This is a genomic window from Alteromonas genovensis (assembly GCF_010500895.1).
GTDB classification, from domain to species: Bacteria; Pseudomonadota; Gammaproteobacteria; order Enterobacterales; family Alteromonadaceae; genus Alteromonas; species Alteromonas genovensis.
Genome location: NZ_JAAAWO010000003.1, coordinates 201,024 through 222,686, shown reverse-complemented (window position 1 = coordinate 222,686; position 21,663 = coordinate 201,024). Strand labels below are relative to the sequence as shown.

Annotated in this window: 16 protein-coding genes; 4 read left to right on the top strand and 12 right to left on the bottom strand. The window is 44.7% G+C overall.

Going from position 1 to position 21,663, the window contains the following annotated elements:
- Positions 1–13 precede the first annotated feature (13 nt).
- From GTQ48_RS06040 to GTQ48_RS06030, 3 genes are all read right to left on the bottom strand, one after another.
- Positions 14–739, bottom strand: coding sequence for a response regulator transcription factor (locus tag GTQ48_RS06040; protein ID WP_163105633.1), 726 nt, complete (start codon positions 737–739; stop codon positions 14–16).
- A 158-nt stretch (positions 740–897) separates the two neighbouring features.
- The gene (locus GTQ48_RS06035; RefSeq protein ID WP_163105632.1) at positions 898–1,632 is read right to left on the bottom strand and encodes a spondin domain-containing protein; all 735 of its coding nucleotides are present in this window, start codon (positions 1,630–1,632) and stop codon (positions 898–900) included.
- 10 nt (positions 1,633–1,642) lie between these two features.
- Positions 1,643–2,347: a spondin domain-containing protein gene (locus GTQ48_RS06030; protein ID WP_163105631.1), complete on the bottom strand. Its 705-nt coding sequence runs from the start codon at positions 2,345–2,347 to the stop codon at positions 1,643–1,645.
- 264 nt (positions 2,348–2,611) lie between these two features.
- On the opposite strand from GTQ48_RS06030, the gene dkgB reads away from it, so the two are divergent.
- Positions 2,612–3,415, top strand: a complete 804-nt coding sequence (gene dkgB / locus GTQ48_RS06025) for a 2,5-didehydrogluconate reductase DkgB (protein ID WP_163105630.1) — start codon at positions 2,612–2,614, stop codon at positions 3,413–3,415.
- 290 nt (positions 3,416–3,705) lie between these two features.
- On the opposite strand, the gene GTQ48_RS06020 is transcribed toward dkgB, so the two are convergent.
- The 3 genes from GTQ48_RS06020 to GTQ48_RS06010 form a co-directional block, all read right to left on the bottom strand.
- Positions 3,706–4,716, bottom strand: a complete 1,011-nt coding sequence (locus tag GTQ48_RS06020) for a hypothetical protein (protein WP_163105629.1) — start codon at positions 4,714–4,716, stop codon at positions 3,706–3,708.
- Between the two features lie 101 nt (positions 4,717–4,817).
- Positions 4,818–5,672: a formyl transferase gene (locus GTQ48_RS06015; RefSeq protein WP_163105628.1), complete on the bottom strand. Its 855-nt coding sequence runs from the start codon at positions 5,670–5,672 to the stop codon at positions 4,818–4,820.
- Positions 5,673–5,733: 61 nt separating this feature from the next.
- On the bottom strand, positions 5,734–6,153 hold the full coding sequence (locus tag GTQ48_RS06010) for an MAPEG family protein (RefSeq protein WP_163105627.1): 420 nt from the start codon (positions 6,151–6,153) through the stop codon (positions 5,734–5,736).
- Positions 6,154–6,622: 469 nt separating this feature from the next.
- Here GTQ48_RS06010 and GTQ48_RS06005 point away from each other — a divergent pair, with 469 nt between their 5' ends.
- Positions 6,623–7,600: a DNA topoisomerase IB gene (locus tag GTQ48_RS06005; protein ID WP_163105626.1), complete on the top strand. Its 978-nt coding sequence runs from the start codon at positions 6,623–6,625 to the stop codon at positions 7,598–7,600.
- 365 nt (positions 7,601–7,965) lie between these two features.
- The gene (locus GTQ48_RS06000) at positions 7,966–9,255 is read left to right on the top strand and encodes a GGDEF domain-containing protein (RefSeq protein WP_163105625.1); all 1,290 of its coding nucleotides are present in this window, start codon (positions 7,966–7,968) and stop codon (positions 9,253–9,255) included.
- 83 nt (positions 9,256–9,338) lie between these two features.
- Here GTQ48_RS06000 and GTQ48_RS05995 read toward each other — a convergent pair whose 3' ends face one another.
- A complete protein-coding gene (locus tag GTQ48_RS05995; RefSeq protein WP_163105624.1) occupies positions 9,339–9,890 on the bottom strand; it encodes a sugar O-acetyltransferase in 552 nt (183 codons plus the stop codon).
- Positions 9,891–9,930: 40 nt separating this feature from the next.
- The gene (locus tag GTQ48_RS05990) at positions 9,931–10,602 is read right to left on the bottom strand and encodes a DUF4097 family beta strand repeat-containing protein (protein ID WP_163105623.1); all 672 of its coding nucleotides are present in this window, start codon (positions 10,600–10,602) and stop codon (positions 9,931–9,933) included.
- Positions 10,603–11,223: 621 nt separating this feature from the next.
- Here GTQ48_RS05990 and GTQ48_RS05985 point away from each other — a divergent pair.
- Positions 11,224–12,510, top strand: a complete 1,287-nt coding sequence (locus GTQ48_RS05985) for a DUF445 domain-containing protein (RefSeq protein ID WP_163105622.1) — start codon at positions 11,224–11,226, stop codon at positions 12,508–12,510.
- A 19-nt stretch (positions 12,511–12,529) separates the two neighbouring features.
- On the opposite strand, the gene GTQ48_RS05980 is transcribed toward GTQ48_RS05985, so the two are convergent.
- The 4 genes from GTQ48_RS05980 to tmpT form a co-directional block, all read right to left on the bottom strand.
- Positions 12,530–13,831: a glycoside hydrolase family 2 TIM barrel-domain containing protein gene (locus GTQ48_RS05980; protein ID WP_163105621.1), complete on the bottom strand. Its 1,302-nt coding sequence runs from the start codon at positions 13,829–13,831 to the stop codon at positions 12,530–12,532.
- A 110-nt stretch (positions 13,832–13,941) separates the two neighbouring features.
- Positions 13,942–16,644 carry a TonB-dependent receptor gene (locus GTQ48_RS05975; RefSeq protein ID WP_163105620.1) on the bottom strand — a complete coding sequence of 901 codons (2,703 nt, stop codon included), beginning with the start codon at positions 16,642–16,644 and terminating at the stop codon, positions 13,942–13,944.
- Positions 16,645–16,700: 56 nt separating this feature from the next.
- On the bottom strand, positions 16,701–20,069 hold the full coding sequence (locus GTQ48_RS05970) for a glycoside hydrolase family 16 protein (RefSeq protein WP_163105619.1): 3,369 nt from the start codon (positions 20,067–20,069) through the stop codon (positions 16,701–16,703).
- 802 nt (positions 20,070–20,871) lie between these two features.
- Positions 20,872–21,522 carry a thiopurine S-methyltransferase gene (gene tmpT / locus GTQ48_RS05965; protein WP_163105618.1) on the bottom strand — a complete coding sequence of 217 codons (651 nt, stop codon included), beginning with the start codon at positions 21,520–21,522 and terminating at the stop codon, positions 20,872–20,874.
- Between the last annotated feature and the right edge of the window lie 141 nt (positions 21,523–21,663).

Genomic DNA, 21,663 nt, shown 5'->3' with positions numbered 1-21,663 from the left:
GGTTTGTTCCTTATTAGCCCACACCTTGTGGATTGAATTTATAGCCAACGCCCCACACGGTTTGCACAATTTGGGGCGCAGTGGCGTCGTTTTCCAATTTAAATCGCAGCCGGTTGATGTGAGAGTTAACGGTATGTTCATACCCGCTATGGTGGTATCCCCATACCGATTCAAGCAGCTGACTTCGACTGAACACCTGTCCAGGATGGCTGGCTAAATGATGAAGTAATTCAAATTCGGTAACGGTAAGTACTAATTCTTTTCCCTGCAAAAAGACTTCATGGCTCTGCTGGTCAATGGTAAGGCTTCCGATGGTTAAAGAAGCGTTAGATTTTTGCTGGCTGTTTTGAGTATTCTGGTTGTTTAACAGGGCGTGAAATTTCCGCAGTTGTGAGCGCACCCTGGCCTGTAGTTCTCGCACACTGAAGGGTTTTGTCATGTAATCGTCGGCGCCTAGCTCTAACCCTAACACTCTGTCGGTTTCCGACGTCTTTGAGGTAAGCATAATAATAATTTGCATCGGAAGTGCTTCCCGCACCTGTCGGCAAATATCTAAGCCATTGAGCGATGGCAACATAACGTCTAATATCACAATGGCGTATTCACCCGTCAATGCGCTTTTAAGTGCTGCTTTGCCATCAGATTGATGCTCAGTTTCAACCCCCAATTCTTGCAAATTGACTCTCATAAGATTTGCTATATCTTGATCGTCTTCAACGATTAGTATTGTGTCAGTCATCCGAGGCGTTCCGCGCGCTAAAAATAAGTAGAACGATGAAAAGGCGTTAATCTTTCATCCGATTAACGCTTTTATTTGGTGAGTCGGTTTGTGTCAGGGGCATTGGGTAACGTTTTTATCAAACGCTAGTGCCAATTGCCCCTTGGAACACATTCATTTTACTCAGTTCGGGTAATGTGAATGCGGATAACTGGGTTGTCGAACTTGTGCTGTGAAGACAGCGCAGACTGGGGCAGTCCGTCGTCACCGCTCACTATCCCCGGATGCATCGAAATATAGCCGGTGTCATTCCGCTGGGCATTAAACCCTTCTCCGTTAGCCGCGGGGCCAGGCATTGTTGCAGCACTTTCTGAATTCGATTCTGTACCAGAGTCATAAGCAGGGCGAGAAGTAATGTAGGTTTCGCCAACCTCAAGGCTGGATAAGTTCCAGTTACTCATTCCGGTAAACGCATCGTTGGAATTCACTAACATAGTGGCAATAGTCAGGTTTGCATCTGTAACGTCATTTATCGTCACACTTATCGTTTGCGAATCGCCAGGCGGTATAGGGCCAGTGCCCCCTGCGCTTGCTACACCTTGGTTAAGAAAGTCTGTAGCGTCACCACCTTCGGCTATGCGCTCTAGCTCAACAGAGGCGACGTCACCAATCTGCCAAAGGGTATCGTCACCATGTAATATAACAGCGGGTGGAGACAAGGGCTGTGCATTGGTTAAATTGGTTACAGTAACGTCGTAGCTTACGGGTACTGGCGGTGGAATTTCTGCCGGTACCTCCACTTCAACAATCACTTCCCTAGTGTCGTCATCGTCACAGGCGACAAGTAAAAAAGGTAGAAGCAATACAAACGCTTTTTTATAGTGCTTAGTGTTGTCTTGAAATACGTTGGTCATATCCTGCTCCTTATCGCACCGTTACGGTGACTTTCGCTACAGGGTTTAACCAGCGATGAACGGCATTGTTTACGTCGCTTGCGCCTTCAGTTAACGAATCATCGCCAATGTTTCCTCTGTGTATATGAACAGTTTGGTTAATGTCTGCTCCGGCAACGCCGGTTCCGCCAGTGCCTAACATGTCTTCTAACGGCGGTGGAACAGGCATTCCTGCTTCTCCTAATGAGCCACTACCGCGCAATTCGTCGTTGGCCTCTGTGCCTGCATCATAGGCATTGAGATAAACGGTGTAAGTGCCCGCTTCTGTTGGAATGTGCCAGTTGTCTAACCCAATAAAGCCGTCGTTAGATGGAAGCACCATAGCAACGACAGATAACACAACGTTGCTGTCAGCTGTCGTAATATCCGCTGATGCTGTCATGGTTGGGGCTAACAATCCGCCCGCTGGATTGGCGATAACATCCGCTCCAATGGCGTCGCCGATGGTTGCTATACCTTGTAAGCTCCCACCTTCTGCCATCATCTGTAACTCGGTACTCGCCGTTTCACCCACCTCAAAAAGGCTGGCATCTGCAGAGTGTGCTACTGCTGCAATGGGGGTGAAATACAAGCCGTGAGTTAAGTTTTGAATTTCTATTGTTAAATCGGCAGCAACACTGTGTTGGGCTGTAAAAGCTAATAATGCTGCGGTAGTAAGTTTGCTTAGTTGTTTCATGGGTATTTCCTCAGTTATCAAAAAGCTCTTGTGAACAAGTTCTTGCAAGTAGGCGCTCATGTCTTAGCAATACTGAGGGGGAAATGTCACAAAAGTATCCCGAAAATCAGACAAATTTATTCTCTTGATATAACAACGATTGCAGTGGTTTTTACTGAACACATTTTCATCACCCAATCAATATCGACAAAAAATAGCGATCCACTGTTGCAAACACCCGTAGGAAATAGCGTACAAGTTGTTTCAAAATGACAAGGAGGAAAGATGAAAGACATGCCACAGTTGGGAATGGGAACATTTCGTTTAGAAGCCGAGCAGGCAAGGCAAGCAGTGAGCGACGCACTCGAAGTAGGGTTTCGCCATATCGATACTGCACAGTTTTACGGTAATGAATCTGAGGTAGGCGATGCTATTCAAACCAGTGGGTTAAAGCGCGCCGACTTTTTCGTTACTACCAAAGTTTGGTATGAATCATTAGGTGAAGACCAATTCATGGCAAGCGTCCATGAAAGTTTAGAAAAGCTAAAACTCGAATATGTAGATTTACTTCTTATACATTGGCCGTATCCTGGTGATGATATAACCCTTGAGAGTTACTTAAATCGTTTAAAACAAGCGAAAGAACTCGGGTTGGCTCGACATATTGGCGTATCTAACTTTACGATAGATCAGCTTGACCAAGCAGAGAAAATCTTAGGTAAAGGTGAAATCTATACCAACCAAATAGAAGTGCATCCTTTTATGCAAAACCGCGCAGTAGCACAAGCATGCAGAGAAAGGGACATTAAGGTAACCGCCTACATGCCATTTGCGGTGGGCAAGGTGATGCACGATGATACGCTCACAGCGATTGCTAAGAAATATGATGCGTCGGCCGCTCAGGTGGTTTTATCGTGGATGGAGAAACGCCATATATATGCAATACCTTCATCAACCAGCAAAACACATCTGGCAGAAAACCTAGCCTATGGTGGAGTACAGCTATCTGATGAAGAGTTAGAGGCAATTGACGAACTGGATAATGGCGAGCGGATTGTCGATCCTGACTTTGCTCCCAAATGGGATTAAAACAGTAAAATACTGAATAGGTAGACGAACAAACCGTTAGTTACAAAAAGACAACGCAAAATAAAGAGTAGCGATTGGACAGAGCACGTAACAGATTCTGCCTTTCGCTACTTTTTTCTCTGCTTTCGTTCGCTATTGTCTGTAGCTACCTGCTCTCGCCCTCGCTTTTGCAAAGAGAGTGAGAAAATTCAGTAAGCAAAATAATTAAGCCTGCTAATTTTTCCAAACCTCTAATGCTTCCAAGCCATTAAATTTTCAAAAACAATTGACTATATTTTGATGGTTAACCCTCATCGGTTAAGAGACAGTTTTACTCCTGCCAGTAAGCGAGTAACGCCTCCGACAGTGTCTACCCTCACAAACCAGTCGGTATTGTGTTGTCTAGACAACACACTGCTAAATTCCACAGAGCCACCGTGCCCGGTGCCTAAAAAGTCTTCAGTAAGCTCTACGCGTTCGCCAAAACCATCGTCCACATAAGAGTAGTAAGCGAAGTACTCGATGGGGTAGGGCAGGCTCACACGTTCTCCAGAGAATTCGCCACTCATACCGGCAACAAATTTATTTGCTGATGCATCAATGCGCTGCACGTTTTCAAAAAACAACGTGTTGTCACTGGAATAGTTAAAGCGATATTCAGCGCGCAGGAAATCACCACGTAGCATTCGCTCTATGCTGGCTTCATAGCTGTGCCGTTGACCCATTCGTGCTGAGTATTCAACTTCAAAGTAGTTGTCATTGCTGTTTCCTTTGCCAATGTCTAACGCATGGTTTGCTTGTTCATTGACAAGGTGCCCTACAACAACTTCTATAGCGCTATTATTGTGAAGAGAACGAACGTGTCGAAAGCCAGTTATCCACCCATCTTTCGATAGCCCTGTAGAAGAAACTCGGCCTTTGTACGTAGGTATTATTCCAAACTCTGTCTTTCCGTACTGACTTTCATGACGGGCATAAAGTCGCCTAGCATAGAGGTAATTGGTGTTGCTACTGCCAATGGTATTGTGGCTTGAAGAAAATCCGTCACCAGTTACAACAAAGCTATGCAGCGACCACGTATTTGATAGCGAAACGGAAGGGTAATAACGAAAGCGATATTGCTCTCGACTGGGTCTATTCGAGCGATTGTCATAACGCAGCTGAATGTCTAGCTTTTGCGAAAACTTCACTGAATCAGCACTTGTGGTGGTATCGGCTGCTGCACTTTCTTCACTTGCCGCACTTGTTAAAAGCGCAAGCAATACCATCATAACAGGTAGGCTAAAAAGGATACTGAGCCTATTGAGTAAAGTCCTATCCACACATGTTCCTTGTCATTAATTGTCATCGATAACACGCAGCGTAGAAGGTGAACCGACGCACTATTTCAAATTCTACTGCAGAAAAAAACGTATTTTACACGTTATTGGGGAAAGAATCGTTGCGCCAAGCTGATTAAGTTACTGTGAATAACCCAACGATGACCTTTCTGCTCAAATAATGAGATAGAGGCTGGGTCTGGTAGGCCATAATAATTGGCTTGTGTGTCGTTTTGCGGTATCGAAACTAGCGCCACGCTGTCTGCTATGCGTTTTGTCGCGGCGATCATGGCATCTAAGCCTGCAGGGTAAATGGCAAGCATATTGTCAAAATAGGACAGGTTGTAGTCAGTTTTGATAGGATGGGTAGACAATATATCGCCCGTATCAATACCTCCATCTTGTATGCGATGTAACGTGCACCCTATATGAGATTCGTCCCTTAGCATCGCCCAAAATGTTGCCATAATTCCGCGGTACTGTGGCAATAATCCCGAGTGCAGATTGAGTACTCCGTGGTTGGGCACGTCAAGGGCGGGGGTTTTTAAAATACGGCCAAAACGCACCGACAATATTAAATCAGGTTGGCAGCGCTCTAATACAGAAAGGCCGTTACCTTCGTTAATCTCTGACACGGGATGGATGTCGATACCACGCTGTTGCATGGCGCCGAATGTGAGAAGTCTCGGTGTCTCATCGCCTTTTTTGTCACAAGTTTCTTTTACAAAAACTTCTTTGCCAGAAGCTTTTTGCCCAGAGATTAGCGCAGGAAAAAGAATTTCAGTGAATAGTGTGTTTTCGTAGAAAGACAACGCCTCAAGCGCTTTAGGGCGATGGTTTTTGCCGCCTACCTGCGCAGTCATTAGCACACTAAAATGATGTTCGGGTAGGGCCGTGATAAGACGATTTGCGGCCAAATTACTAGCAATATCTAAGTTGCAAAGAAGTGTAATGCGCATAATCGTCCTTTCAAAACGGCTTCAATGAAGTGTTTTAACTAGGGCGGGTGGGGTGCTGTTACTACACCGCTAATCTCATTCCTAGCAACACCAACATAACCACGTTAGCAATAATACCCATTAAAAAGAAGTAGCTTCGTGGGCTTGGGTTCTTTTCGGTGGCAATGGCATAGTAAAGTGCCGTGTGAATGACTCTCGCGATAACATAAACCCATACACAAAGCGCAAAAACTGGGCTTTGATAATTAATAACAAAAGCGAATAGCACAGTACCTAAAAATAAAGCACTGTTTTCAAGTGTATTGTGAAACGTGCGATGCGCTCTAAAGACAAAGCTATCGTGTGATAAATCGTCATCTATTTTGCCTGGGACTGCATGGGGTTGTTTCGCTTTGCTCATCGTTGCAACGCCCCACTGCACGAGTAAAAGTACTAAATACAAATAGAAGGCGAAGTAAACTGAAAATGTGATATCTGTCATGGATAAATCCTTTACTGAGTTTTCCGTGTTTCGCGGTAGTCGCAACCCTTATAAGGTGATTAAAAATAACGCTGCAAAAAGCACGCCTCTATTATCAGCAGGCTTTTACTCGCTTAAAGCGCAAAATCAACGAAGGCCGCTGTAATATATTCCAAATGACTTATAAAAATTACACGGGAACTCCGGAATTATCTCCGTCGCATCAAGGATATATGACGCTTCTCACTCATAATAACCTCGTCGTGAAAGGGAAAATGAACGACTATCAAAGGATTCCTCTGAGTGAGTATTAAGGCTTGGCTGAGAGCTATTTGTATAGTGAGTAACAATAGCGAATAGCTGAATGCGACAATCGCTAAATAAGCGGCAGCAGAACATGGCTTAAATCTTGTAGGCTTTTAATTATGTAGCAGATAATAAAACGCTCAGTAAGAGTCGCGGTGAGAATAACTAGGATTCATAAAAAACAATGCAATTAATTTATGTTGACGATAATTTACCCGGCATATCTCGAAAGCCAAAGGGCAAGCAATGGCAGTATTTCGATCCTATCGGAAAATCCATACAAGATGCAGATGTTATTGATAGGCTAAATAGCTTAGCGTTGCCGCCAGCCTATAAAAATGCGTGGTTCTGCCCTGAAGAAAACGGCCATATTTTAGCGACTGGGTTTGATAGTAAAGGGCGCAAGCAGTACCGTTATCATCCGGAATTCAGAGCTCAGCAGGAGGCAAAAAAGTATGAGGCCTGCGGTGTTTTTGGTAATAAGTTACCGCTTCTTAGAGCGCAATTAGAATCTGACTTACAAGGTGACGAGCTTAATGTTCAGCGCACGTTGGCTGCGGTAGTCAGGCTGATGGATTTGGGCGCCTTGAGAGTTGGGAACGAACGCAACGTAAAGCAAAATAAAAGCTACGGTGCCACAACGCTTCGCGCTCGCCATGCAAAACTTACCGGTAAAACCATTCAGCTGAACTACCGTGCTAAGTCGGGAAAGGAGCGAGAAGTCAATATCACCGACAGAGTGCTTAGCCATGTAATAAAAGAGCTGCAGGATTTGCCCGGTCAGCACCTTTTTCAATATATAGATGGTTCAGAGCGCACCAATGTGACCTCAGGTGAAGTTAACCAATACATTCAAGAGGTCATGGGTGAATCGTTTAGTGCCAAGCACTTTAGAACGTGGCGAGCCAGTGTGATTGCATTTGAAGAACTGGCTTTTGCAACAGGCGAACTTACCCTTAAAAGCATGCTCGATACGGTGTCTTCTCAACTTGGTAACACGCCAGCCATTGCGCGTAAATCTTATGTGCACCCAGAGTTAATTACATTGTGTAAAGAAGATGGGGCAACTCAGGAGGCATGGAGAAAGTCATTAACATTACCGAGAAAAACGAAATATTTAAGCCGCACAGAGCGAGGCTTTTTAGCATTTTTGGAGCGCTAACTATACAGCCTAAGCCTAGCGCCCTGAGCTAGCCCTTTAATATGCCCTTAGATATAGTCTTCAGACTCAGCTCTCTAATTTAGCCCTGTTATCTAACCCCCTAACTCATCCCTCCAACTAAGCACCCGAATCCATGCCTTGTTCTAAAGGAGGATATAATCAGATGAGCAATTAAATATTCATGCTTTATACTCAACAAAGGCAGGGCCTTGCCTTTGTTGTGTGATGTCGGTCTATGTGGCATCTATCAGTGCACTGATTACGGCTTTAACACAAATATATTTGCAATTACGTTAGGGTATGATAAAAATTTACGCCCTAGAGAATAGCGAGCGATGACAGCCGCAGAGGTAGTTTAAAAAGATATGATTCAAGGATTATCACTGCCCCTATTTGTGACCTCCACCACCTGCTTGTTACTAAGCTTTTTCTTTGTACTTCTTTACCACCGTTTAATTTCTCGTCATGAAGAGTCGGTCAAATACTACTTAATTTTCTCAATTGCGGCATTAGTCAGCGGCATTTTCTTTGGTGCATTTGCGGTTATGCTCAACTCAAGTGATAACCTCACTTACCTTAGTATTTCAAATCGGATTACTGTGGTTGCGGCTATGTTTACCGCGGTACTTAGCCTGCACTTTTATTTGGCGTTTTACCAATACGAGGCTCCCACGTCTTTAAAGTGGTGTTATGGCGTTTGTGCAGCTTTCTCTGTAGCCACGGTCATACCGAGTTCGCTATTTCTCGACAATGCTTTTTATTCAACATCCACTTATTACACGGGCCTAGCGTTTGGACCACTGTTTGAGCTTTGGGGGATATGGATTTTAGTGCTGGCGGTTTATGGTATTTTTATACTTTTCAAAGTGTTTCTGCGACAGCGCAAAAGACAACGGCAAACACAAGAACATGCTCAAAACGATAGCGATACAAGTACCGTTTTGCTATTGCTATTAGCCAATACGATTTGGATGATTACTGGCGTGTGCGACATGCTAACAGGTGTTCAGGTTGTTGATTTACCACCGCTTACTTGGATTGGTTCATTTCTAGTGACATCAACCATTGCATGGGCGCTGGTCCTGCATATAGATGACCTTTATGAGGAGCGACGCTTGCTAAGCGATCGTTTAATGTACGATCATTTAACCCAGGCATTCTCTCGCAGTTACCTAGAAATACGCCTTACCGAAGCCGTAAATTTAATGCTAAGGGGAGAGCTCAAATGGTTATCCGTGTGCGTGTTCGATGTGGACAATTTTAAAACCATTAACGATCAGTATGGTCATGCTAGTGGTGATGCCCTGCTGACACGAATAACCAGTATTATTAAGGATAACATTCGTCAGTCTGATTGCATTGCACGGCTAGGAGGCGATGAGTTCGTTATTCTATTTACCGATACGCAAGACGAAAATCACGCCCCTGCTATTGTTGAACGTATTCGTGTGCATGTGGCTAACGCACAGTTTGGAGAAGGTGAGGCTGCCTATAATGCGTCTTGTTCATTTGGTATTGTCAGCGTTACACCTGACCAGCTCACCCTGAACGACTTGCCCAATCAAATGCTATCAAGCGCAGATGAGGCTTTATACAGCGCCAAGCACAAAGGCAAAAACGCCGTTGGTATTGCTACGCTAAGTGACCTATCTTAAGCAACTGATATAGCCCTCTAGGTTTACAGGGCTGATCCGCGATTAAACCCCTTCCATTCAGATAAAAATTCGCACACCAACGGTTAACACGGCCTAATAACGCGGGCAGGATTTCCGCCAATGATCACATTATCACCAAAGGATTTGGTTACTACAGCACCCGATGCAACCACCACATTATTACCAAGTGTTACACCGGGGTTTATTACAGCCATTCCACCTACCCAGCAATTGTCGCCAAGCGTGATTGGTTTTGCGAATTCAATGCCGGTGGCACGCTGCACGGGGTCTATTGGATGTGTTGCAGTATATAAACCAACTTGTGGCGCTAGCATGCAGTTATCGCCAATGGTGACCTTGGCGGCGTCTAAAATAACGCAATTGAAATTGGCATAAAAGTTCTCACCTACAACAATGTTTTCACCATAGTCACATTTAAACGTAGACTCGATGTACAGGCGTTTTCCCGTTTCGGCGAACAGAGATTTAAGTAACTGTGTGCGCTTTTTATGTTCAGTCTGACATGTGCTATTGAGTATATCTAATTGCTTACGGCAGTCTTTACGACGTGCCGTAAGGTGTTTATCTGAGGGGAAATAAAGCTCGCCTGCGAGCATTTTTTCTTGTTCGGTCATGTAAATTCAGCGCCTATCCGGTAAAAGGTACGGTAAACGATTATTTCGCGTCGGCGTAGCTTACAATAACCTTTCCTTTGATGTCTTTATTTTCAATCTTGAGATCAACTGGTCGCTCTAATATTACAGAGCCGTGCAATGTCACATTAGCCCCTATGCTAAGTGTAGGCATGTGGTCATCCTCGTCTATCCACTTGCTGTCGCTGCTTTTATACACGATGTTGCCGAAAATAACGCTGTCGCCTTCAATGTCAATGTCGCCGTTGACAGTAGCTAGGTCTTTTTCGATTGTTACGTCGGTAATATGAATGTCGCCATTTACCGTTTCTATATTCCCGCCTATTTCACCATGAGAATCAAAGGATATGTCGCCGTTCACCGTTTCTACATCTTGCGTTACAGTGATATGAGATGCAGCGAAAATATCGCCGTTTACAACGTCAATTCTTGTCGCAGTTACGTGACTTTGCATGTCTAAATTGCCGTTTACTATGCTGATGTCCTCAGCACTGCCGTGATCATCAATGTCCACGTTACCATTGATTGATGAAATATCACCGGCATGCTTACCGCTTTTTATATCAACGTTGCCAAGCATAGTACTCACGTCGTTTCCATCCATAGCGCTAGCGTTACCCACATGAATAACACAGCCGCTTAATAACGTTGTACTGACTACAATCATGGCACCGGCGATAAAAGACTTTTTCATTTTCGTTCCTTTGAGAATCTATAATTTTATATTGAAAGCGAGAAAACTGTTGGCGTATGGCAGTACATGATTATGTCAGCATTGCGTCTTTATTCTCTCACTATGACTTACGTGTTGCTTAGCAGGTATTTAGCCAGTATGCAGACTAGCTAGCTATTGCTTCGTAGTATGTTGCTATCATGTAATGTGCCAAGTCATAAAAAGCTTTATAAACATGGGCTTATGAAATTTTGGGCTGCTAGGTAGTACAATGTTTTCGTGGGTTTGATTATTAAGTCACTGAAAAAGCTAAATAATGATTTTTTTCGCTATTTGTGATGATGATGTGTGCAGCGGAAGATGTGCGCTTAACCAAGGTTTAAGCGCAAAGCTAAACAGAACGTTCACATAAGGTATGCATAAAGCAAGCGGCCGAGTTGCGCTGTGCAGCGTTTAAAAAGCGACATAGTGTAACAGCTAAGCAAGTAAATATGCTTTAAGGGTTTGTTTGCTGATAATAGGTCTGTAGTTTGCATAGCTTGTAGGAAGAAAGTCAAAGCAGAGAAAAGGATAGTGTGCGTTTAGGCTACTTCAATCATTGGGCCTTCTGCACGGTTAGCATTTTTATTTAAAGGAAATTGCATGCAAGATAAGCAGTATCAGCTACACAGAGCTAAGCGTCAGGCATTGGCATGTTTACTGTTTGCGGCGGGTGTTTTTGTGATCACTATTCTCACCCAAAAGTATCAGCCTGATATTGCTCATACTTGGTGGCTAGGGCTTATCAAAATGGCAAGTGAAGCAGCTTTAGTCGGCGGGCTAGCCGATTGGTTTGCTGTCACTGCTTTGTTCAAACCTATACCTTCATCTTACCCAATTCCACACACCAACATAGTGGCGAATAATAAAAACGCTATTGCCAATAACCTTTCTGAATTCGTAAAGGAAAAGTTTTTTAATCCTCAAGCAATTGAAAAACTGATAAGCGACAGTAACCCTGCGCAAGGTGCTGGTCGGTGGTTAGAAACTCCACAGAATGCGCAAAAACTAAGTCGTTTTTTATGTGATGCGCTAAGCGGAATGTTAAGAGTATTAGACGATAAACCGGTAAAAGCCTTTATTGCTAAAACGGTAGAGAAAGGGCTGAAAAATCTCGATTTAAACCAGTTAATTGCTACCTCTCTAGGAGCAGTAACCAAAGAGCGCCAACACCAAGTCATGCTCGATAGACTTCTCGGTAAATTAGCGGGGTTACTCAGTCAACCAGATACGCAAGAATACATTGCCGATGCGCTAGTGATATGGCTTAAAACTGAATACAGCAGACTTGAGAAGATTTTACCTTCTAGTTGGATAAGCGAGCAGGGCGCGTTAATAGCGGTAAAGGCGGTATCATCTATTTTAGAAGATATTTATCAAGACGAAAATCATCCAATCAGGCATGCATTTGACGAGCAGGTTAATGAGTTCTTACACGACCTACAGCACAGTGCTGATATGGAGCAAAAAGTAAACGGATTCAGAGAAAAGGTTATTAACGACCCTGCGTTAAAGAACTATCTTCACAACTCGTGGCAACGGTTTAACCTGTGGCTACTAAAATCCCTGGAAGAAAACGAGGGTAAAGCAGAGCAAAAGGTCGCAGGATTACTACAGGATTTAGGGGCTTCTTTGCGAAACGATAGCCAATTATCCCATTCATTCAATCAGCATATTGGCGAGGCTGCAAAATACATGGCGCCCGAGTTAGCCGAGTTTCTTACCCGGCACATTAGAGACACAATCAATAGTTGGGACGAGGAAGACATGGCGGCGCAAGTAGAGTTAAATATAGGTAGGGACCTTCAAAAAGTGCGTATCAATGGCACCATTGTGGGAGGGGGAATTGGCGCAATACTGTTTGGCATTGAGATGCTTATTGGTTTGTGAGAGTTGCTCGATACGCAATTCACTTCACAAAAAACGGAATATTCGCGTGTGCGGCGTTACCGTTTCCATCATACACATAGGCGTATAACCGATAGGCCCCTGGTGTTTTCGGTGCTTCAAATTCAATTTTTTGAGCAGAGGTATCTTTAATTAATCCATCCACAATCTCAGGGACTTCCTCTTTATCGCCACCTACTTGAGTTGCTGTCGATTCCTTTCTTATTTCCCACTTGAAGGTTAGTGGGTCTTTATCTGGGTCTACTGCATTGAGAGTTGCTTCGTACTTATCACCCATAAAAAGATACACGTTATCAAAGGCTACCTTGCCATCTAAGCCAATAGGGCTAACCCGGGGTGTTCGATTTTCTGGCCACCTGCCTGTCCATATATATTGCATTACATCAACAGCTTCTGTGCGCTCGCCAGAGTCTAAAAACATGCCGTACCAGGTGCTGGTGCGTTCTTGTTTTTGACCCCATAAAAACACATAGTTGCCGATAACTTGCTTCCCATGGGGCTGAATAGCTTTTAAATAGCTTTTGGCATAGTTACTGGCCTTTTCAGAGCTTGTTGTTTCTACAGGAGCTCCCCATTTTGTTTTGTACACTTCCCAGTGGCCTACGGCGCCCCATTCGGTGATCATATAAGGGCCTGTGTAGCCGTAAGACTTGATATACTTTGGTAGGTTTACAACATCGGCATAAAGCTGAAAGCTAATGAAGTCTAATGATTTTGCTCGCTGGGTAATAGCATCCATGGCTTTTTTGTCAAAGCCAGCCATCGTTGTGGTAATGGGGTGGTGGGGATCTAAGCTTTTGATCATTTCTGCGGTTTGGTTTACAGCGTCGTAAACTTTCGGGTTAGTGAAATCGAAGTTCAATTCGTTACCAATAAACCATGTGAGTAGAGCAGGGTGGTCTTTATATTTCATCACTTCTGCTTTCACCCGTTTTAATTGCGCTGCCACTGCAGATGAGTCATCGTAATCGAAACCGTGGCGCTCCCGAGCAAAATCTATTCCTAAAGACACCGTCATCCCTAATTCATGAGCTTTATCTAAAAGTTCAAAAGCCGAATAAGCGCCACCGTCAATAGACCAGGTACGAACAGAGTTAGCGCCATGTGCTTTCAAGGCTTCTAAATCAGCGCCATCCGCACCTGCACCTTTAACCACATAATGTTTACCTGCCCGCGTTAACACATAGCCTCCGTCTGAGGCTTTAGTTACCTCTACGTGAATAGCTTTAGCAAATAGGCAGGGTGAGAATAGTGCTAATACAGCGATTAGAAAATGTGTTTTTAAACGATGAAGTATGATCACTGCATCACTCCTTAAGCGTGCCTAACGGTTTTTAATAACATGTAAACGCTGCGACACCCTAATGAGGGTGTCGCCGTCCGTAATCAATTGTTAGATAACACAAACCTTGATTAGTAAGTGTAGCGCATGCGCACACCAAAGGTTCTGGGGCGCGTGAAGAAGCGTGTGTTATCAAATTGGGTAATAATGGTTGCAGCAGTGCGAACCTCATCAAACAGATTGTTAGCGAATGCTTCAAATCTGAGTGCCCCATCGCCGTGGGTGTAACCTAAACCAGCGTCAACGGTCCAATAGGCGTCTACGCTGTCATCTAGACGGCGACGCGGGTTGTCAGGGTTTTGATAATCGATGCTGTTAAAAATAGTGAGAAACTGCTCATCCCGCCAACCTGCAGATATAACGTAATCAATGGTGCCAGAACTGATATCAAACACCTGGCTTAAGCTTGCATTGAGTTGAAAGCGAGGTGTGCGTGGCAGTCGGTTACCGTCAATAGACTGAAATACTGCTTCATCAGGTGCCACATCTGCTTGAAAGCGAGAGTCTTGAATATCTTGGCTGTCTTCAATTTCTGCCTCAAGCCACAACGCTGTCCAATTAAGGTTCATATCGTAGGGAAGCTCAAACTTGCCATCAAACTGCATACCATAAATGGCTGAATCTGCGGCGTTGAAGCTAAACGAAACCACCAGTGCGCCCGGCGTTGCATCGAGGGGGTCTACGGGAGCGCCTGAGTTGAATTCAAGGGCTTGCTCTACAGAGAGTAGGTTAGTAAATACCTGATCGCGATAGTCGTTATAAAACGCTGAAAAATTAAATGTAGTAGGCACATCGCCTAAATCAAACTCATTCTTCGAGCCAAACTCAAACAAAGTAACGCTTTCTTCTTGGTAAGTTGGCGCTAGAGTAAGCCCGGTGGTGGGATCGCTAAACGTATCGTTAAAGCCGCCAGATTTGTGGCCCGTTGCGATTAATCCATACACAAGCTGATCGTTATTTAAGTCGTGCTCAATACGTATCCGCCAGTCGACAAAGTTATTATCAATGCGTCCGTCTTGAACCGTAATTGAGTTGTTCGGCGAAATGGGTACAGCAAACGAGTGGGTGCCGTCTTGGTTACAAATCAGGCTATCGGTAACGTCGCTATCTGAACACGCGGGGCGCACGTCTGCGCCGCCCGGAGTAATGCCGTTAGCAAAAATATCATCAAGGGTGTCTCGCTCGCCAAACTGAGCAATACCGTCGAAGTAAAAGTTTAAAAATTCAGCATCAGATACCGCACCGTCACCATCTTGGTCAGGCTCATAAATAGAGCGTCCAAATCCTGCAAACGCAAATCCTTCAGTGCCAACGCGCGCTCCCATACAGCAACCAAACGGGTTGCCGGTATTGACATCAAACCCACCCAATGCAAACGCATACCGCGCGTTAACACCTTGTCGGGTTTTTGTGTCTTCAGTATAACGAAGACCAATTGTGAGGCGGGTGTCAGCGCTAAACTCATAGGTGGCATCACCGTAAACAGAAAATGAATCGGTATCTGTATTAGGTTGATTAAATTCTGCCCCTTGGAAAAAGCCGCCTCTATCGCCAGCCGATGCTAGAAATGTTTGCTGTCTCTCATTAAACAAGAAGATACCTGCGGTATAGGTTAAGCGACTGGTATCATCATCAGATAACAGACGAAGTTCGTGAATAATCGATTCTGAGTCGGTTAAAAATTGAAAGCGTGAAAAGTCATCAATTGCTTGATCTAATGGGTCTAGTGCTTCAAATACGCCAGGGAAATCAGGCGACAGCGGAGTGGCGGCTTGATAGTCGTAAATTAAGTCTCGATAACTGCCGTTGTATTCAAGTAGGGCCTTGCCCATATCCCACGTAACTTCAATTTTAAATCCATCGTGGATGGTGTCTTGAATTGGAGTGAAGCCTCTTCCTACTACGTCTCGAGGGTCTTCAATATCATCTGGGTCAATTCCTAACCCCAGTGGTAGGGCAAAGTTAGTGCCAGTATACCCCGTTCCTTGTTCCCGAGCGTAATCATAAGAAAGGTAAATACTTAAGTCATCCGTGGGCTCATACAGCGCTTGAAAACGCAGTCCAAGGTTATCTGCTGCTTCGGCAAGCTCAAGGTCTAAGGGGCCGACATCGTTATAATACGAGTCATGATCAACTTTAGTGCCTGCAATGCGAAAGGCTAAGTTATCGGTAGCAGGAATGTTAAGCGCACCTGTTATAGAGCGCTGATTATAATTACCCACCTCCACTTCTGCACTTCCATTCCACTGGTTCAAGGCCGGTCGCCAAGGAATGATGTTTACCGAGCCGGCGGTGGCGTTACGACCGCGCAGCGTGCCCTGCGGGCCAACGTTTACCTCTACTCTCGATATGTCAAAAAAGGCAGAACCAATACCTGAAGGACGAGGAATGTAGACACCGTCTAAGTGAGTTGCAGCGGCAGGGTCGCCAAGCTCGGTGTTGTTAGAACTGCCTATACCTCTAATCCACACCTCCACGTTACCTTGATTATTACCAATCTCAAGACCAGGGATAGACTCGGCGATATCAGTAATATCCTGAATGCCCTGGGCTTTTAAATCCTCTCCAGAAAACGCAAAGGCAGTGCCCGCTAAGTCTTGTAAGTCCTGTGTTCTGCGCTCTACAGTGACAATAATTCGCTCTACGTCAGCGTCTTTTTTATCTTGTTCGCTTTCAGCTTCTTGTGCTGCTAACGAGCTGCAGGTCATTAAAGCAATCGCAGCAATTAAAAGCTGTTTGCTGGCGAAATGAACCTTTGTTGTGGCAGTATTCATGAACCCTTGCTCCGCGCTCGATATATATTTATTGAAATATCTCATTGCGTCTCTCCTCACTCAGCTCGGGAAAATTCTACGTTGTCGTAGAAAATGCCGCTGGGGTTATAGTCGGTGGCTGAGTTTGAGAACCCAAACTGAAGTATTTGACCGTCTAAGCTGCCTTCTAGCGTTGCCTGTACAGTAAAGCGTGCCCATTCACTGTTGCTGACTTCGCTCAAATCCACTCGAATATCAACGGATGAAGCAAATCCATTGTTAGGGTCGAGTACGCGAATGTAGGCGTACGCTGTGGTGGGTGGAGCAATACCACCCTCAAAAGGAGCTTTGGCATCGAACGAAAACGAATACTCGCCGGCATCAGATGCAGAGAATGTACGCTCCTGAAAACTTGCGGCTTCAATTGTAAGCCCGTTGCCATGGTCGGCGTTATTGTAATCGCTGAACACATTCAGATACTGAGTACCTTGGCTCTCTGTGGCTTCGCCTGAGGCATAGCTAGTAAATCCGCCAGTGTTGTTTGGTGATGGGAACGGCCCATAGCTATAGGCAAAATTACCATCCGCCCCAAATACCGCAGCGAAACTTAGCCAGTTATCACCAATTTCACCACCGCTTGGGTCGCCACTTTCAAAGTTGCTGGCGTAGTTTATTCCACCAACAGCCAGGTTGAAGTCTACGTTATCAACGACAATTGCCGAGGGAGCAAAGCCAGTAGTACGGTTTGTAAAACCAAACTCTAGCAACTGTCCAGCCATAGCCTCACCGTCAATATTGAAATCAACACTGTAGGTTTGCCAATCAGAACTTGAGATTGTGGATAAATCGATTTCCACACGTGCTGTAGTAGCAAAGCCGTTCGATGGGTCTAAGGTTTGTACATAAGCAGTCGCCACGGTGGGCTCGGCGATAGCACCTTCACTAGGGGCTCTTGCATCGAAGCTAAACGTGTATACACCGGTATCGTCTGCACTCAACGTGACTTGCTGGAAAGTCGCTGCCTGTATTAGCAGGCCATTACCATGGTCTTGATTATTGTAGTCGTTAAAAATAACCAACTGTTGCGTACCTTGTCCTGCGCCACCTTGGTCAGTGGTGATATTGGCAAAGCTGTTGCTATTTAACGGTGTTGCGAAGGGTTGCCCGTAGTTGTAAACAAACCCGCCGTTAGCATCAAAAACGGTGCCAAAGCTTTGCCAGTTTCCACCTAACGCTGCGCCGCTCCCGTCAACGCCCTCAAAGTCTGCAAAGAAACTTAAGGGCAATACCTCTATCTCTTCAATTTCGGTGGTAGGCTCCCAGCGCACGTTATCAATGGTAAATGTTGAAGTCGCATTAACATCGGTGGTGGCCAACACTAAACCAGCACTTACATTGGCGGTATTGAGTCCACTATTAATAAGCTGGCTCAGTGGAATTTCAATTTCTTGCCATTCGCCATCACCAGGGCGACCTATATCTTGTGGGCCACTTGTGCAGGGGAACACGCAGTCTATTTGCATTGTTATGCTGTTGGTGTCGCTGCCAAAATCTGAAACAAATATATCGAATACCACCGCACCGCTGTTATAGCCCGAGAGGTTAACTGGCTCGGTAGCGATAAACCAAACGCCACTCTCTCCGTCACCATTGAAGGTAATCTCTATAACTTGGTCGCGAGCGGCATCATTAGCCGTTATCACTTCCCATTCTATTTTGTTCTCACCATCTGGGTTACTGCCATCGGTGTAGGTGGCAAACCCTGAGCCACTGTCACCTGCGCCAATGCCAAAGTCCCATAAAGGGTCGACGCTATCAATAAACACGTTTTGAGGTACGGTGGTGATGCTAACAATGCCGCACGGTCTTGATGAGGGCGCCCCACAGACTAAATGAATGTTGTCGAACTGCATGCGAGCAGCGCCACCCACGGGTTCAAGCACAATAAGGTTGAGAACCTGTTCAATATCAAGAGGGCCGCCACCAAAGGCGCCAATATTGCTTTGAATAACGTCGCTCAAGGCAAGAGAAATAGACGTCCATTCATCCTGCGGTAAGTCGCTCAAAGGTATCTGTGTAAAGCCAATATTTGGAAAGCCGCTGTCAACACCTACCTGCAGTAGTGTGGCCTCTGTGGACCCACTGTCTACGAAAACGTCAAAGGTCAGTTCACCGCCAAAGAATTCATTATTATCCGCTCTACCCATGCCAAACAATTCAAAGGTATTGCCTTCTGGATCGTTGATTTGGATATTGCCGCCGCCAGACGTGATAATTTCAATGACGGTGCCTCTATCTGCGTCTGCAGCTTCAACCTCGGATACGGTAAGTGCTCCGTTATTGTCGAAAACGCCAATATCTAAAGGACGCTCGCTATTACTGTCAGGGAAGAGTACGCCAGGTCCATTGTCGTATAAACTAAAGCTGTTTATTTCTACGTTCTGCGCAGGCGGGGTACCATCACCACCTTGAGTGATAACGAACGGATCAACTTGGTCAATACTATTTTCACACCCTAACCCATCATTTACAGGAGGGAGTGGACACTGATAAACCCGCACATAGTCCACGAGCATTTGCCCTGGAAATACATCAGTGTCGTTGGGATTTGGTGTGCCTGCGGGATCGCCACCTACCGCAAGGTTAAGAAGAAGATGCTGGTTTTCATTGAAGGGAGCATCTTCTTCGCCGGCCAGGAAGCCTTCCATTTGATTTTTGAAATAGTAATTCCAATACGTATCACGGCTGACTGTAAAATAATGTACGCCATCTACAAACCAGCGTATACGTTGCGAATCCCATTCTACTGCATAGTCATGAAAACCGTCGGTGGGGTCGATTTCAAATGTCTTGGTAGCGCTTTCATTTAACGGGAACCTTTGCCCGTAGTGCACTGTACCTGCTACAAAAGGCGTGGCTTGTCCAAAAGACTCCATAATGTCTATTTCACCTTTTGCAGCCCATTCTCCAAAGGGAGAGGGGTCGCTTCCCAGCGTCCAAAATGCCGGCCAAAGACCAAGACCCTCAGGCACTTGTATACGAGCTTCAATTCGCCCGTAGGTAATATCTAAAATTCCTTGAGTGCGAAGCCTGCCGGAGGTAAATGCGAAATTAGCGTCTGGGGAGTCGCCTGCGCGAGCCTCTATAACAAGTACACCGTCTTCGACAGTAATGTTGTCTGCGGTGTAGTACTGTTGTTCGTTATTACCCCAACCTGGTGGTAATCCTTCAGACGTCCCGTCTCCCAACTGAACTTGCCATTTACTTGTGTCTAGGGCATTACCGTCAAATTCGTCTGCCCAAATTAATTCGTAATTAGCTGATGTTGGGGGAGGGGGGTTCTCTAACTTACCTCCGATGGCTTCATCGTCGTTTTGACATCCGCTTAGTATCAATGTGCTGCCTGCAATTAATGCAAGGCCAAACCAAGTTTTGTTAGTGCTCATGCGGCATTACTCTCAAAGTGCGTAGTGTGTTTTCTATCTCGTTTTTTAGTGCAAATGTCACTGTGAGAGTCAAAAATAGAGTCTTGCACAGTGAAGCTGCGCTACCCTTCACGGCGAATTCCAACGAAAGGTAGAGAAAACAACGACTAAGCACTCTGCTTACGAGTAGATACTCATCAAGCACACAGGTTTGATTAGACTACAGCGAATACCTATGAAGGAACTTCATTCTAAGTATTAGCACGCTGGGTACACGTAGCATGCCCTAACATTCAATAATCAATAAGAAGCGTTGGTATAAAGTTCAACGCTTTTCAGAACACTGTGTATCGTGGTTTTCTGAGTTTGATATTAGCTGAAGGTTATAATTGTGCAAATGTTGATTTATTACATTTTGTTTACATATGTGACGGGTAAGACTTAAGTCTAAACTTCTGATTTTATGATGATTATAGGATAAGTAAAACGAGGAATTGAGGACTGTTAAGCCACTTTAACCAGACTTATTTAACTTATAAAGCGAGGAAATTACCTAGATATTAATAAAAAACGCGTTTTGCTGTGGGTGTGAGAAGACTAGCTGGGGAGACAACTAGATTGGGAATTCATAACCTAACATCGAAAGTACTAATGAATGCACTAATGTGGGTATTTATGAGGATACTCATATGGAGAATCACAAGTAAATGTGTAGCGTGAACGGATTGTTGCGAGTTCTTAAGTGCAGAAACTTGAACCCAGAACCCAGAACTAAACTCCAAAGCTAAAGACTAAGCTTAAAGGCTAAGCTTAAAGGCTAAGCTTAAAGGCTAAGTTTAAAGACTAGGCTGTCTGCTTTCACTTTTCTTTTTAAACCGCCTTCTACGTTTGAGCGCTCAAGCTGTAAAATTGAATAATTGCTAGCATACAAATCTGCAACCATCTCATCATTCACGCAAAAAGGAGGACCTGGCAGTTCGCTCTGGTCATAGTCAAATGTGATAACTAATTGGGGGGCGTTATGAGTTATGTCTACTAGGTGGTTAGCGTACTTTCGGCGTAGATCATCGGGTAAAGCAACTAATGCTGCTCTATCATACACACCTGTTACTTTGCCAATGTCATCACGACGCAGTGAAAAAATATCACCAACAAAAATGGTAAGGTTAGGGGCTGAATATACTTTACCCTTAGACGAAGACTTAACAGTGGGAGTAATGTCGAGATCGTCGAACAGCTGTGTAATAGCCACCTCGCTAAGCTCTGCACCAGCAACCTGACAGCCTTTTGACAGCAGCCATGCAATATCTCTAGTTTTCCCGCACAAGGGCACAAAGATTCGCTTTTGTGAGGCTTCATCACCATTTGGGCCTAATAAAACATCACTATATTTCACCAGCAAGGCATTACCAGTGGGTTCATGAAACCCAATTTCATTATTGTGCCATTTGCTGTGCCAAAAGCTATGTTCCATATTGATACCCTAAATCTAGTGCCTTAAGTTTAATGCTCCGAATCTAACAGCTTAAATCTAATATCGTAGAAAATAGAAGCACCTTTAAAAAAGCAGGTTAATAACCCGCTTCTGTTCTATTTTTCTGCAGTGCTGTAAAAC

Excerpts from the sequence above, each read along its gene's own strand:
- GTQ48_RS05990 (WP_163105623.1), bottom strand. The coding sequence starts at position 10,602 with ATGAAAAAGTCTTTTATCGCCGGTGCCATGATTGTAGTCAGTACAACG.
- GTQ48_RS06035 (WP_163105632.1), bottom strand. The coding sequence starts at position 1,632 with ATGACCAACGTATTTCAAGACAACACTAAGCACTATAAAAAAGCGTTT.
- dkgB (WP_163105630.1), top strand. The coding sequence starts at position 2,612 with ATGAAAGACATGCCACAGTTGGGAATGGGAACATTTCGTTTAGAAGCC.
- GTQ48_RS05995 (WP_163105624.1), bottom strand. The coding sequence starts at position 9,890 with ATGACCGAACAAGAAAAAATGCTCGCAGGCGAGCTTTATTTCCCCTCA.
- tmpT (WP_163105618.1), bottom strand. The coding sequence starts at position 21,522 with ATGGAACATAGCTTTTGGCACAGCAAATGGCACAATAATGAAATTGGG.
- GTQ48_RS06040 (WP_163105633.1), bottom strand. The coding sequence starts at position 739 with ATGACTGACACAATACTAATCGTTGAAGACGATCAAGATATAGCAAAT.
- GTQ48_RS06015 (WP_163105628.1), bottom strand. The coding sequence starts at position 5,672 with ATGCGCATTACACTTCTTTGCAACTTAGATATTGCTAGTAATTTGGCC.
- GTQ48_RS06000 (WP_163105625.1), top strand. The coding sequence starts at position 7,966 with ATGATTCAAGGATTATCACTGCCCCTATTTGTGACCTCCACCACCTGC.
- GTQ48_RS05985 (WP_163105622.1), top strand. The coding sequence starts at position 11,224 with ATGCAAGATAAGCAGTATCAGCTACACAGAGCTAAGCGTCAGGCATTG.
- GTQ48_RS05975 (WP_163105620.1), bottom strand. The coding sequence starts at position 16,644 with ATGAATACTGCCACAACAAAGGTTCATTTCGCCAGCAAACAGCTTTTA.
- GTQ48_RS06030 (WP_163105631.1), bottom strand. The coding sequence starts at position 2,347 with ATGAAACAACTAAGCAAACTTACTACCGCAGCATTATTAGCTTTTACA.
- GTQ48_RS06005 (WP_163105626.1), top strand. The coding sequence starts at position 6,623 with ATGCAATTAATTTATGTTGACGATAATTTACCCGGCATATCTCGAAAG.
- GTQ48_RS05970 (WP_163105619.1), bottom strand. The coding sequence starts at position 20,069 with ATGAGCACTAACAAAACTTGGTTTGGCCTTGCATTAATTGCAGGCAGC.
- GTQ48_RS06010 (WP_163105627.1), bottom strand. The coding sequence starts at position 6,153 with ATGACAGATATCACATTTTCAGTTTACTTCGCCTTCTATTTGTATTTA.